The 12,495-nt window shown below is 66.5% G+C and carries 11 protein-coding genes and 1 tRNA gene; 7 read left to right on the forward strand and 5 right to left on the reverse strand.

The window, feature by feature from the left end; all coding sequences use genetic code 11:
* The first annotated feature begins 6 nt into the window (after window positions 1-6).
* From tilS to ACAM55_RS09630, 3 genes are all read left to right on the forward strand, one after another.
* A complete protein-coding gene (gene tilS / locus ACAM55_RS09620; RefSeq protein WP_369655798.1) occupies window positions 7-984 on the forward strand; it encodes a tRNA lysidine(34) synthetase TilS in 978 nt (325 codons plus the stop codon).
* Between the two features lie 67 nt (window positions 985-1,051).
* Window positions 1,052-2,320: an aspartate kinase gene (locus ACAM55_RS09625; RefSeq protein WP_145745019.1), complete on the forward strand. Its 1,269-nt coding sequence runs from the start codon at window positions 1,052-1,054 to the stop codon at window positions 2,318-2,320.
* Between the two features lie 26 nt (window positions 2,321-2,346).
* A tRNA-Ser gene (locus tag ACAM55_RS09630) sits at window positions 2,347-2,439 on the forward strand.
* 72 nt (window positions 2,440-2,511) lie between these two features.
* Here the strand turns inward: ACAM55_RS09630 and ACAM55_RS09635 are convergent.
* Window positions 2,512-4,320, reverse strand: a complete 1,809-nt coding sequence (locus tag ACAM55_RS09635) for an ABC transporter ATP-binding protein (protein WP_369655799.1) — start codon at window positions 4,318-4,320, stop codon at window positions 2,512-2,514.
* 226 nt (window positions 4,321-4,546) lie between these two features.
* On the opposite strand from ACAM55_RS09635, the gene ACAM55_RS09640 reads away from it, so the two are divergent.
* A complete protein-coding gene (locus ACAM55_RS09640) occupies window positions 4,547-5,215 on the forward strand; it encodes a hypothetical protein (protein WP_369655800.1) in 669 nt (222 codons plus the stop codon).
* Between the two features lie 42 nt (window positions 5,216-5,257).
* Here ACAM55_RS09640 and ACAM55_RS09645 read toward each other — a convergent pair whose 3' ends face one another.
* Genes ACAM55_RS09645 through ACAM55_RS09660 form a run of 4 tightly spaced genes read right to left on the reverse strand, consistent with a single transcriptional unit; the run spans window position 5,258 to window position 8,641 of the window.
* A complete protein-coding gene (locus ACAM55_RS09645; RefSeq protein WP_369655801.1) occupies window positions 5,258-6,064 on the reverse strand; it encodes a PPK2 family polyphosphate kinase in 807 nt (268 codons plus the stop codon).
* 38 nt (window positions 6,065-6,102) lie between these two features.
* A complete protein-coding gene (locus tag ACAM55_RS09650; RefSeq protein WP_369655802.1) occupies window positions 6,103-6,540 on the reverse strand; it encodes an RNA-binding S4 domain-containing protein in 438 nt (145 codons plus the stop codon).
* A gap of 2 nt (window positions 6,541-6,542) precedes the next feature.
* Entirely contained in the window at window positions 6,543-7,964 is a 1,422-nt protein-coding gene (locus ACAM55_RS09655) for a sensor histidine kinase (RefSeq protein ID WP_369655803.1), read from the reverse strand.
* Window positions 7,961-8,641 carry a response regulator gene (locus ACAM55_RS09660; protein WP_369655804.1) on the reverse strand — a complete coding sequence of 227 codons (681 nt, stop codon included), beginning with the start codon at window positions 8,639-8,641 and terminating at the stop codon, window positions 7,961-7,963. The genes ACAM55_RS09655 and ACAM55_RS09660 overlap by 4 nt, the downstream gene beginning before the upstream one ends.
* Window positions 8,642-8,768: 127 nt before the next feature.
* Between ACAM55_RS09660 and ACAM55_RS09665 the strand changes: the two genes are divergently transcribed.
* The 3 genes from ACAM55_RS09665 (at window position 8,769) to ACAM55_RS09675 (ending at window position 11,962) form a co-directional block, all read left to right on the forward strand.
* Window positions 8,769-9,728 carry a tripartite tricarboxylate transporter substrate binding protein gene (locus ACAM55_RS09665; RefSeq protein ID WP_369655805.1) on the forward strand — a complete coding sequence of 320 codons (960 nt, stop codon included), beginning with the start codon at window positions 8,769-8,771 and terminating at the stop codon, window positions 9,726-9,728.
* A gap of 181 nt (window positions 9,729-9,909) precedes the next feature.
* Complete coding sequence (locus tag ACAM55_RS09670) at window positions 9,910-10,446, forward strand: tripartite tricarboxylate transporter TctB family protein (protein ID WP_369655806.1); 537 nt, start codon at window positions 9,910-9,912, stop codon at window positions 10,444-10,446.
* A 1-nt stretch (window position 10,447) separates the two neighbouring features.
* Complete coding sequence (locus tag ACAM55_RS09675) at window positions 10,448-11,962, forward strand: tripartite tricarboxylate transporter permease (protein WP_369655807.1); 1,515 nt, start codon at window positions 10,448-10,450, stop codon at window positions 11,960-11,962.
* The last annotated feature ends 533 nt before the right edge of the window (window positions 11,963-12,495 follow it).

Below are 12,495 nucleotides of genomic sequence, written 5' to 3' on the forward strand. Positions count from 1 at the left end.
CGTCCCATGAACGAAGCCTTCGAACGCGCGATGGCCGCGTTCGAGCCGGCGCATCTGCCGCTGGCGGTGGGCTTCAGCGGCGGCGCGGATTCCACGGCCTTGCTGGCCGCGTGCGCGTCGGCCTGGCCCGGGCAGGTCATCGCCTTTCACGTGCACCACGGCCTGCAGGCCGCAGCCGACGATTTCGAACGGCACTGCGCCGCGGTGTGCGAGCGCCTCGGCGTGCCGCTGGTGGTGCACCGTGTCGATGCCCGGCATGCGCAGGGCGACAGCCCTGAAGATGCGGCCCGGCGCGCCCGATACGAAGCTTTTGCGGCAATGGCCCGCACCGGTGAACCTGTCGGTGCTATCAAATCCATAGCCTTGGGGCACCACGCGGACGACCAGGTCGAAACGCTCTTGCTGGCTTTGTCCCGGGGTGCCGGGCTCCCGGGCTTGGCCGCGATGCCCACCCATGCGCAGCGCCACGGGCTCGACATCTATCGGCCGCTGCTGGCCGTCCCCGGCGCGGACATCCGGGCTTGGCTCGAAGGCCTCGATTTGCCATGGATCGAGGACCCGACCAACGAGAACGAGCGCTACACGCGCAACCGGATCCGCGCGGTGCTGCTGCCCGCGCTGGCGCAGGCTTTTCCGCAATTCCGCGCCACCTTTGCCCGCAGCATCGGCCATGCGGCGCAGGCGCAGCAGTTGCTGAATGAACTCGCGGCACAGGACCTGGCCGCGGTGGGAGACCCGCCCCGCATCGCCGGACTGCAGGCGCTTTCACGCGCGCGGCAGGCCAACGTGCTGCGGCACTGGCTGATGCAGGCACACGGCTGTGCGCCCAGCGCGGCGCAGCTGGACCAGCTGCTGGGTCAGGTTCATGCCTGCACCACCCGCGGCCATCGCATCCACCTGAAGGTGGCCGGCGGTTTCATCGAGCGCAGGGGCGATTTTCTGCATTGGTACAATTCCGGGCCCTCGCCCAAGGCTTCGCGCTGACGGCTTGCAGGGCGCCGCGCTTGCACTCCGGAGTGGAGCGGCCCTTTCTTTTTCTCTGAATTCACCCATGGCATTGATCGTTCACAAATACGGCGGTACGTCGATGGGCTCGACCGAGCGCATCAAGAATGTCGCCAAGCGCGTCGCCAAATGGGCACGCGCCGGCCACCAGATGATCGTGGTCCCGAGCGCAATGAGCGGCGAAACCAATCGCCTGCTTGGCCTGGCCAAGGAGCTTGCGCCGAGCAAACCCAGCGAGGCGCATGGTCGCGAACTCGACATGCTTGCCTCGACCGGCGAGCAGGCTTCGTCGGCGCTGCTGGCCATTGCCCTCCAGGCCGAAGGCATGGAAGCCGTGAGCTATGCCGGCTGGCAGGTGTCGGTGCGCACCGACAACTCCTACACCAAGGCCCGCATCGAGAGCATCGACGACGAGCGCGTGCGCGCCGACCTCGACGCCGGCAAGGTCGTCGTCATCACCGGTTTCCAGGGTGTGGACGATGACGGCAACATCACCACGCTGGGCCGTGGCGGCAGCGACACCTCCGCCGTGGCCATTGCCGCCGCCATGAAGGCGCACGAGTGCCTGATCTACACCGACGTCGATGGCGTCTACACCACCGACCCGCGCGTGGAGCCCGACGCGCGCCGCCTCTCGACCGTGAGCTTCGAAGAGATGCTCGAAATGGCGAGCCTGGGCTCCAAGGTGCTGCAAATCCGCTCGGTCGAATTCGCCGGCAAGTACAAGGTGCCGCTGCGCGTGCTCTCGAGCTTCACGCCGTGGGACATCGACATCAATGAAGAGGCCAAGTCCGGCACGCTGATCACTTTCGAGGAAGACGAAAACATGGAACAAGCCGTCGTATCCGGCATCGCTTTCAACCGCGACGAGGCCAAGATCTCGGTGCTCGGCGTGCCCGACAAGCCGGGCATCGCGTATCACATCCTCGGTGCCGTGGCGGACGCCAACATCGAAGTCGATGTGATCATCCAGAACCTCAGCAAGGACGGCCGCACCGACTTCAGCTTTACCGTGCATCGCAACGAGTACGCGAAGACCGTCGACCTGCTGCAGTCGAAGGTCATGCCCTCGCTGGGCGCGACCGAGATCGTGGGCGATACCAAGATCTGCAAGGTCAGCATCGTCGGCATCGGCATGCGCAGCCACGTCGGCGTGGCCAGCAAGATGTTCCGCGTGCTGAGCGAAGAGGGCATCAACATCCAGATGATTTCGACCAGCGAGATCAAGACCTCGGTCGTGATCGACGAAAAATATATGGAATTGGCCGTGCGCGCGTTGCACAAAGCCTTCGATCTGGATCAACCGGCCGCCTGACGGTGGCATAATCTCGGCTTCTTTCAGGAACTGTGACCGAGTGGCCGAAGGTGCTCCCCTGCTAAGGGAGTATGGGGTGTAGAGCCTCATCGAGGGTTCGAATCCCTCCGGTTCCGCCAAGCCAAGCGTTTTCAACGCTTTAAAACGCCCCGCAAGGGGCGTTTTTCATTGACGCCCCGCAAGGGCGGTTTTCATTGCGGAACCTCCTCCTCGCTGGGAGCGGCCATCCGCTGCAGCAGCGGATGGCGCTTCAGAACCGCGTCGCGCGGCCCGGCGTCGAGCACCCTGCCGGCTTCCATCACCACCACAGTGTCGAAGCGGTCGAGCAGGCTCAGGCGATGGATAGACGCGATCACGCAGGCGCGCGGGAAGGCATTGGCAATCCGCTCCAGCACACGTGCCTCGGTGCCGGCGTCCAGCGCGCTCGTGGGCTCGTCGAGCAGCAGTAACGAACTGCCCTGCGCCGCAAGAACGCCGCGCGCCAGGCAAAGGCGCTGGCGCTGCCCGCCCGACAGATTGAAGCCGCGCTCGGACACGGGGGTTTCCAGATCGCCATTCGTGGCCCTGAGCACTTCGTCGAATGCGCTTACGTGCAACGCCGCGTGCAGAGCTTCGTCGGCGAGCGGCTGTCCGAATGAAAGGTTTTCGCGCACGGTGGCTTCGAACACTTCGGTTTCCTGCGGGATCAACGTGCCAATGCGGCGCAGCCGCGCCCAGTCTGCAGGTTGGCCGTCGATGGCGAGCGTGCCTCCGTGCGGCGCATACAGGCCCGCAAGGATGCGCAACAGCGTGCTCTTGCCGCCGCCGCTCGCGCCGACAAGCGCGATGCGTTCGCCGCGGCGCAGCGTCAGCGCCACGGCCTTGAGTCCACCGGGCTCCGGCTCGCCGTCGGACGGCGCTGCCGCGCCGCGCGGGGCGTAGTTCCATTGCAAGGCGTCGACCTCCAGGGTCTTCCATGCAGCCTCGGGATCGATACGCTCATGCTCGGGCACCCGGTCGGGCGGGGTTTCCCCCGCGTTGCCCGTGGGCGCCTGCCAGATCGGCTCGGCACTGCTGTAGTCGGTATGCATGCGCGCGAAGAACGAAAAATTGGCCGCGACCGACGTCACCACGCCGGCGGCCTGCTGCGCGTACTGGTAGATCATGAACACCGCGCCCAGCATCACGGCCTGTCCCGGCGTGCGCGCCTGCCAGACATAGATCACCACCAGCCCCCAGGTCAGTGCCAGGCCCATCAGATCGACCGCGAACCACTTGCCCTCGTTGAGAACGACCGTGCGCTTGAGCGGCTTCGAAATGGCGGCCATGCGGCGGCGCAGCAGCAGCCGCGAGGCACCCTGCAGGCGCAGGCCGATCACCGTCGAGGCGTTGCCCAGAAAGTCGAGCAGGGCCGCCACATAGCGGCGGTCGGCGTCGTTCTCGGCGCGGGCCAGGCGCATCAGCGCCTTGTCGATCTGCACGATGACGATGGCGATGAGTACATAGCCTGCCAGGGCCGTGAGGCCGCTGCTGCGCGACAACAGCGCCAGCGCGAACAGCGGCCCGACGAAGTTGACGGCGTTCGTGAGCCAGATGAACTGATTCTGCGCAAAGTCCGACAGCGCCCGGCTGGCCTGGTGCACGCGGTGCTGCAGTTCGCCCGAATGGTGGCTGTCGTGCCACACCAGCGGCGCTGCGGCAAGGCGGGCATAAAGCCGGTCGGCGAGCGCCTCGCGCACCTTCACGCCCACGTTGCGCTCGAAGATGCGGCCGGGGCCGTGCAAGGCCCACGCGCCGATGTACACGCCTGCCAGCGTGGCGATCCAGCGGCCGGCGGCGCCGAAGTCGTTGCGCTGCAGCGCGTTGATGGCCTGGCCCGCCAGGTAGGGCAGGGCCAGCCGGATCAGCTGGGATGCGCCGAGCAGTGCCGTAGCCCCCAGCAGTTGCCCGCGGGCGCCGGCCGCAAAGTGCCAAAGGGCTGAATAGAGTTCGCGGATCGCGTTGCCGGGGTTCGTGTTCATGCAGTGGTGGGGCCGCTCCTTGTTACTGGAAACCGGCGGCGCGTGTGGGGGGATCGTTGCATGAAAAAAGGCAGCGTTGCCACGAGTCCCGCGGTAATCCCGGAGCCTGAAGCCGAAAGCATTCAAAGGGCCGGCCGTCGCGGCTTTGCGACAAAATTGGCGCAAAAGTAACCATGTGTATGGTTAAATCGGCGGAAATATCGCGAAAGAGGACGAGGGAAATTCCATGAAGCTGCTGCTGAGCATCGTGTGCGCCGTTGTTGCATTGGCCGGGTGCGTCAGCACGCCGCCGACTCCGACGCAGCCAGGAACAGGATCGGGGCTGTCCTATGTGCCCATGGTGGCCATGGAGGGTGTCGACAAGGCTCGCTACGACAGCGACGTGGCCGATTGCCGCACTGCGGCGATGCGGATCACCGCGCGTAGCGAGTCCGGCGACGCCATGTGGCTGGCATTGGGCCTGGGCCTGATCACGGTGCACGGGCAGGGCATCGTCGCCGCGGCTTCGTACACGGGTATTTCGGCGGCGGCGATCGACATGTCCTACCGGCCGGATGCCAGCCTGATTGCCGAGCATCAGCAGATCGCGCTGGTGCACTGCATGGCCAAGCGCGGCTACCGCAATCTCGACCCCAACGTGCGCGACACGTTCTACGGCCATGCCTTCAACCCCGAGATCGTGCTGGCGCCGCGCAGGACGGGCGTTGACACCTACAACGCCGAAATTCTTGCCAAGGCCGGCCAATGCAGCATTCAGCCGCGGGCTGAACTGACGGCCAAGGGCCCGGGCTACGAGTCTTACAGCGTGCCGTGTTCGAACGGCGCCACGTGGGCCGTGCGCTGCGAGTTCGGCAAGTGCCGCGTGCTGGGCCAAGCGGCCGTCCGCCGCTCCTGACGCTCGCCCATGCCGGCGCGGCAACCGCCAGCGCTCGCCTGATCACTTGATGATCATGCCTTTGAGCGCGGGGTCGGCGGCGGGCGCCTTCAACTTCATCTGCCGCAAGGCTTTCATGAGCAGCTGCGCGATCATGAGATTGCGGTGCCGCTTGTGGTTGGCGGGTATCACATACCAGGGCGCGTGGTCCGTCGAGGTGGCGCGCAGCGCCCTGTCGTAGGCCTGCTGGTAGGCGTTCCACTTGGTGCGCACCTCGAGGTCGCCCAGATCGAACTTCCATTCCTTGCCGGGCGTGTCGATGCGCGCCTGCAGGCGTTCGCGCTGTTCGTTCTTGTCGATGTGCAGCATGCACTTGACGATCACCGTGCCGGTTTCGGCGAGCAGACGCTCGAAATCGTTGATCTGCGCGTAGCGCCGCTGGGTCTCGGCCTTGTCGATCCAGCCTTCGACCACGGGCACCAGCACGTCTTCATAGTGGCTGCGGTTCCACACCGCGATTTCACCGCTGCGCGGCACGACCGCATGACAGCGCCAGAGGTAGTCGTGCGCGCGCTCGTCGTCGCTGGGCGCCTTGAAGGCCGTGACGCGCACGCCCATCGGCGAGGTGCGCGAAAAGACCCAGCGTATGGTGCCGTCCTTGCCGCTGGTGTCCATGCCCTGCAGCACCAGCAGGACCTTGCGGCGGCCTTCGGCATGCAGCAGATCCTGCATTTCGTCGAGCTCGACCGCGAGGGCGTCGATCTCGGCGACCTGCGCGGCCGTGTTTCCCTCGAGAAAGGGGGTTTCGGCGGGGCTCACCTGCGAGAGTTTGAACTTGCTGCCGACGCGGTATTTCTTGAGGTTGGCCATGAACCCGGGCTCCGTGCAAAGACACGCAGCGTACGCGATCAGCGATCGGTCTCGTCGTCCGGATCGATGGAAGCGCTCCAGCGGTTGTCCCAGTCGGCATGCCGTGCCGCGCCGTCGAGTTCGCGCCGATCGCGCTTGGTGGGCCGGCCCTGCACGATGGCCAGTGCCGGTTCGCTGCCCATGCGTCGCTGTTCCCGCATCGCGGCCTGCGCCGCAATGCTCTCCGGCGTTTCTTCATAGAGCTGCTGCGCCACGGGCGCCGGGCCTCGCTGGCCGCTCAAGCCGAGCACTGTGACCGTGCGCGTCACGGCCCCGAGACGGATGGCCACGGTGTCCCCCGCCTTGACCTCGCGGGAGGCCTTGGCGATGTCGCCGTTGACCTGCACCCGGTTCTTGCCGATTTCATCCGCAGCCAGGGATCGCGTCTTGAAGAAACGGGCGGCCCAGAGCCATTTGTCGATGCGCAAGCGATCCATATTCAAGAATTGTGGCGGTAGACCGGGAGCCGCACGACGGCGTCGAGCCCGACCACCTGTGCGGAATTTTCCTGCGCGCTGCGGTTGTCCAGGCTGATGCGCCCGCCGAGCGCCAGCACGATCTCGCGGCAGATCGCGAGGCCCAGCCCGGAGCCGCTGGCCGTGTCGCCGGCGGAGAAGGGCGCGAACAGGCGCTGGCGCAGTTCGGCCGAAATGCCGGGTCCCTCGTCGCGCACCGTCAGCACGGCTTCGTGCGCGTCGGAGCGCACCATGACGGAAAGCGCGCCACCCCGGGGGCTCTGCTTGATGGCGTTGTGCAACAAGTTGCGCGTGAGTTCCTGCAGCATCCACTGGTGCGCGCGGACCGTCACGGGGTGGTCGACGTCCAGTTCGAAATCCAGCGACTTGTCGGCAATCAGCGGCGAGAGGTCCAGCGCAATCTGGCGCACCACCGCGCCGAGCTCCAGCGGAACCGATTCCGGCTGCTGACGCAGCTGCTCCACCTTGGCGAGCGACAGCATCTGGTTGGCGAGCGTGGTGGCACGCTCCACCGTCTGGCTGATCTCGCCCAGTGCCTGTTCGGGCGCCACATCGCCGCGCCTTGCCGACTGCACCTGCGCCTTGAGCACGGCCAGCGGCGTGCGCAACTGATGGGCACTGTCGCGCACGAAGCGCTTCTGGTGGTCGAGCAGGCGCTGCAGCCGGCCCATGACCTCGGTGGTGGCATCGACCAGCGGCCGCAGTTCGCGTGGCGCGTCGGGTGCATCGATCGGCGAAAGATCGTCGGCCGCGCGCTTCTCGATGGCTTCACCGAGCTCCCGCACCGGCCGCGTGGCGCGCTGCACCACCAGCACCGTGACCAGCGCGATGACGCCCATCAGCAGCAGCTGCCGCCACAGCATGTCGACGAGCAGCTTGCGCACCAGCGTTTCGCGCAGCTCGAGGGTTTCGGCCACCTGCACCACGGCCATGCCGCGGCCGCGGCCGCTGGACACGGGTTGCAGCAACACAGCCATCCGAACGGGCTGGCCGCGAAAGCGTGCGTCGTAGAAATCGACCAGCGCCGAATAGGCTCCGCGATCGGGAATGCGGCCGCGCCAGAACGGCAGTTCGGCAAAGCCCGAGACCATTTCGCCGTCGAGGGCGGAAACACGGTAGAAAAGGCGGCTGCGGTTGTCTGCCTCGAAGGCCTCGAGCGCGGAATAGGGCACGATGGCGCGCAGCCGCGCTCCTTCGTCGTAGCCTTCCACGTCGAGCTGCTCGCCGATGGTCTTGGCCGAAGCGAGCAGCGTGCGGTCGTAGGCGGTGGTGGCGGCGGCCAGGCTCTGCCGGTACAGGCTCACGCTGTTGATCACGATGAAAAGCGCCACCGGCGCGAGAATGCCGAACAGCAGCCTCGCGCGCAGCGACAGGGCCGCCCTCATGACTCCGCGCGCAAGAGATAGCCCAGGCCGCGCAGCGTCATCAGCGCGGCACCGGTGCCCACGAGCTTCTTGCGCAGGCGATAGACCACCACCTCGACAGCCTCGTACTGCACGTCGGTTTCGCCTGGAAACACGAGCTCGAAAAGCCGTTCCTTGCTGACCGCATGGCCCGGCTTCATCATCAGCGCCTTGAGCAGCGCCAGTTCGCGTGGCGTGAGTTCCAGGATGCCGCCGCGGTGGTAGATGGCGCCGCTTTCGGGCTCGAAGCGCAGGCCGCCGACTTCCTGCGGATTCAGGATCGCGTCGGCGCCGGCGTTCTGGTGGCGCCGGCGCAGGGCGCGGATGCGCGCCTCCAGTTCGTCGAGATCGAAAGGCTTCGGCAGGTAGTCGTCGGCGCCGGCGTTCAGGCCCATGATGCGGTCGCCCACCGTGCCGCGGGCCGTCAGCAGCAGCACGGGCGTGCGCAGCCCCGCAGCGCGCGCCTCGGCCAGCACCTGGAGGCCGTCCAGGTTCGGCAGGCTCAGGTCGAGCGCCACCACGTCGGGCTCCAGGGCTCGCCATTGCTCGACGGCCAAGGCGCCGTCGCCGCAGATGCGCACGTCGATCTTGCTGCGGGCGAGGGCGCGCTGCAGGGTGACCTGCATCGAGGGATCGTCTTCGACCAGCAGCAGCTTCATGGGTGTGAAAGGGGGAATGGTACTTCGGTGTTTTCCCCAGTCCGGTGGACAGCCAACTGACAGCAGGGCGGCGCATGATAGCGGCTCAGGTCCAAGTCAGGTTTTCTTTAGTTACCAGGAGACATCGATGCGTCGCGACACCTTTTTGAAGTCATTGGCCGCGCTGGCCGCCGCCGGAGCGCTGCCGTTGTCGGCGCGCGCCGCAGCCAACGTCAAGATGATGATTCCAGCCAACCCGGGCGGTGGCTGGGACACCACGGGCCGCGCGCTGGGCAAGGCAATGACCGAAGCCAAGCTGGCCGACACGGTCACCTATGACAACAAGGGCGGCGCCGCTGGCGCACTGGGCCTGGCCCAGTTCGTGAACGGCTCCAAGGGCGATCCGAACGCGCTCATGGTGATGGGCTCCGTCATGCTCGGCGGCATCATCACCGGCAAGCCGCCGGTCAATCTGTCGCAGGCCACGCCCATCGCGCGCATGACCACCGAATACAACGTCTTCGTGCTGCCGGCCAATTCGCCCTTCAAGACCATGAAGGACGTGGTCGAGCAGCTCAAGAAAGACCCCGGCAGCGTCAAGTGGGGCGGCGGTTCGCGCGGCTCCACCGAACACATTGCCGCGGCCATGATCGCGCAGAAGGTCGGCGCCGATCCGTCCAAGATCAACTACGTGGCCTTCCGGGGCGGCGGCGAGGCCACGGCGGCCATCCTGGGCGGCAACGTCACCATCGGCGGCAGCGGCTACAGCGAGTTCGCCGAGTACATTGCCGCCGGCAAGATGAAAGCTGTCGCCGTCACGTCTGCCCAGCGTCTGCCGGGCATCAACGTGCCCACGCTCAAGGAGCAGGGCATCGACGTCGAGATCGGCAACTGGCGCGGCGTCTACGGCGCCCCTGGCATCACCGCCGAGCAGCGCAAGGCGCTGACCGACATGGTGCTGGCTGCCCTCAAGAGCCCGTCGTGGGCCGAATCGCTCAAGAAGAACGACTGGACGCCGGCCGTGCTTTCGGGCGAGGCCTTTGCCAAGTTCGTCGATGACGACTTCGCCAGCCTGCGCGCCATCATGGCCAAGTCCGGAATGATCTGAATTTGGCTCGCCCCCAGTCTTCGCGCACTTCGTGTCGCTACGCCAGCCCCCTACCGGGGGCAACACCAGAGGCCCGGCGGAGCCGGTTCCTCGGTGTTTCTGGAAGGGGGCGGGGGCTCTTTCGAATCGTGGGACGCCGTTCAGCGGCCCACCATTCTTTTCCCTGACTGCGGAGCAAAAAATGACAACTCCAGAATCCTCGGTCTCGCCGCAACCCGCGGCTGTCTGGCCGCAAACCCTGGTCGGCGCCGGCGTGCTGCTGACCGGCCTGGCGCTGGCTTTCGGCGCCATCGGCATTCCTTCCGAGGCCGGCTATGGCGGCGTCGGCCCCAACTTCCTGCCCTGGCTGGTGTCGGGCGTACTCACGCTGTGCGGCGGCTGGATCCTCTGGGAAGCACGCACCGGCGGCTTTCGCGAGCTCGACGCACCTACGGGCGCCGAACATGCCTACTGGCCGGGTTTCGTCTGGGTGTCGGCCGGCCTGCTGCTCAATGCGGCGCTCATCACCCAGCTCGGCTTCATCCTGAGCTGCACGCTGTGCTACGTGCTGGCCGTGCAGGGCCTGCGCCGCGCGAGCGGCCAGCCTTCGGCGAACCAGCCGCGCACCTGGGCCATCGACCTCCTGACCGGTGCCCTCATCTCGGCGCCCGTGTTCTGGATGTTCACCAAGTTCCTGGCCATCAACCTGCCGGGCCTCACGACCACGGGCTGGATCTGACATGGAAATCTTCAACGCACTCATGACGGGTTTCGCCGCGGCGATCACCCCGGTCAATCTGCTCTGGTGCCTGGTGGGCTGCGCCCTCGGCACGGCCGTCGGCGTGTTGCCGGGCATCGGCCCGGCCGTGGCGGTGGCCATGCTGCTGCCCATTACCGGCAAGGTCGACATCACGGCCTCGATGATCTTCTTCTCGGGCATCTACTACGGCGCCATGTACGGCGGCTCGACCACGTCGATCCTGCTCAACACGCCGGGTGAAACGGCCAGCATGGTCACGGCGATGGAAGGCAACAAGATGGCCAAGAGCGGACGCGCAGGCGCTGCGCTCGCCACCGCCGCCATCGGCTCCTTCGTGGCCGGCACCATCGCCACCGTCATCGTCACGCTGTTCGCGCCCTTCGTGGCCGAGTTTGCCGTGAAGCTCGGGCCGCCCGAGTATTTCCTGCTGATGCTGCTGGCCTTCACCACGGTGAGCGCGGTGCTGGGCAAGAGCACGCTGCGCGGCATGACGGCGCTGTTCATCGGCCTCGCGGCCGGCTGCGTCGGCCTCGACCAGATCTCGGGCCAGGGCCGCTACACCGGCGGCATCCCCGAACTGCTCGACGGCATCGAGATCGTGCTGGTGGCGGTCGGCCTGTTTGCGGTGGCCGAAGTGCTGTACGCGGTGCTCTACGAGGGCAAGGTGGTCGAAGGCCAGAACAAGCTGAGCCGCGTCCACATGACCAAGCGCGACTGGAAACGCTCGATTCCCGCATGGTTGCGCGGCACCGCCATTGGCACGCCCTTCGGCTGCATTCCCGCGGGCGGCACGGAGATTCCGACGTTCCTGAGCTATGCGATGGAAAAGAAGCTGGCCAAGAAGCCGGAAGACAAGGCCGAGTTCGGTACCGCTGGCGCCATCGAAGGCGTGGCCGGCCCCGAAGCCGCCAACAACGCCACCGTGACCGCGGCGCTGATTCCGCTGCTCACGCTCGGCATTCCGACGTCGAACACCACCGCCATCCTGCTCGGCGCGTTCCAGAACTACGGCATCCAGCCGGGGCCGCAGTTGTTCACCACCTCGGCCGCGCTGGTGTGGGCGCTGATCGCGTCGCTCTATATCGGCAACGTGATGCTGCTGGTGCTGAACCTGCCGATGGTCGGGCTGTGGGTCAAGCTGCTGAAGATTCCCAAGCCGCAGCTCTACGCGGGCATCCTGATCTTCGCGACGGTGGGTGCCTACGGCATGCGCCAGAGCGCGTTCGACCTGTTCCTGCTCTACGCCATCGGCCTGCTCGGCGTGGTGATGCGGCGCTTCGACTTCCCGACCGCTCCCGTGGTGGTGGGCATGATCCTCGGGCCGCTCGCCGAAGCGCAATTGCGCAATGCCATGTCGATCGGAGAGGGCAGTGCTGGGGTGTTCTTCCAGCGGCCGATGTCGATCACGCTGGTGGTCATCATCGTGGCTGTGCTGGTGTTGCCGCGCGTGGCCAAGCGCATGAGTGAGCGGAAGTTGGCTCGGCTGGCGGTCTGACTTTGCCCTCTTTTTAGGGGGCGAAGGGTAGTTGTTTTTTGCCGCTGTGCGGCGTTTGTTTCCCGAGGCCGGGCCTCGCCCCGGCGGGCGAGCTACTTTCTTTTGCTTCGCCAAAAGAAAGTAGCCAAAGAAAAGGCGACCCCACTGTCTGCGACCCCTTCGCTGCGCTACGGGGCAACCTGCGGTGCTCGGGTTTCGCGGGGTCTCGCAGAACTCGCTTCGCTCAGACAGCTGCGAGCCCTGATCCGCGAAACCCTGCGCTCCTCGGCGCATACAGAGGGGCTGGGAGACCGAACGGGCCTTTGCTTCGCTCGGCCACCAGGCCACCGCGGCGCTGCGCGCCGCGGTGGTTGGTATTGGCTGTTGGGGCCGAGCGAGAGCGAAGGCTGCCCGCTCCCACCCCTTCTGTATGCGCCGAGGAGCGCAGATGGAGGCGGGATCAGGGCCGCAGCTGTTTGAGCGAAGCGAGTTCTGCGGACCCCCGCCGGAGTCGAGCACCGCAGGTTGCCCGTAGCGAAGCGGAGGGACGCAGA

Source organism: Variovorax sp. V213, assembly GCF_041154455.1.
Lineage (GTDB): Bacteria > Pseudomonadota > Gammaproteobacteria > Burkholderiales > Burkholderiaceae_C > Variovorax.

Excerpts from the sequence above, each read along its gene's own strand:
- tilS (WP_369655798.1), top strand. The coding sequence starts at position 7 with ATGAACGAAGCCTTCGAACGCGCGATGGCCGCGTTCGAGCCGGCGCAT.
- ACAM55_RS09625 (WP_145745019.1), top strand. The coding sequence starts at position 1,052 with ATGGCATTGATCGTTCACAAATACGGCGGTACGTCGATGGGCTCGACC.
- ACAM55_RS09635 (WP_369655799.1), bottom strand. The coding sequence starts at position 4,320 with ATGAACACGAACCCCGGCAACGCGATCCGCGAACTCTATTCAGCCCTT.
- ACAM55_RS09640 (WP_369655800.1), top strand. The coding sequence starts at position 4,547 with ATGAAGCTGCTGCTGAGCATCGTGTGCGCCGTTGTTGCATTGGCCGGG.
- ACAM55_RS09645 (WP_369655801.1), bottom strand. The coding sequence starts at position 6,064 with ATGGCCAACCTCAAGAAATACCGCGTCGGCAGCAAGTTCAAACTCTCG.
- ACAM55_RS09650 (WP_369655802.1), bottom strand. The coding sequence starts at position 6,540 with ATGGATCGCTTGCGCATCGACAAATGGCTCTGGGCCGCCCGTTTCTTC.
- ACAM55_RS09655 (WP_369655803.1), bottom strand. The coding sequence starts at position 7,964 with ATGAGGGCGGCCCTGTCGCTGCGCGCGAGGCTGCTGTTCGGCATTCTC.
- ACAM55_RS09660 (WP_369655804.1), bottom strand. The coding sequence starts at position 8,641 with ATGAAGCTGCTGCTGGTCGAAGACGATCCCTCGATGCAGGTCACCCTG.
- ACAM55_RS09665 (WP_369655805.1), top strand. The coding sequence starts at position 8,769 with ATGCGTCGCGACACCTTTTTGAAGTCATTGGCCGCGCTGGCCGCCGCC.
- ACAM55_RS09670 (WP_369655806.1), top strand. The coding sequence starts at position 9,910 with ATGACAACTCCAGAATCCTCGGTCTCGCCGCAACCCGCGGCTGTCTGG.
- ACAM55_RS09675 (WP_369655807.1), top strand. The coding sequence starts at position 10,448 with ATGGAAATCTTCAACGCACTCATGACGGGTTTCGCCGCGGCGATCACC.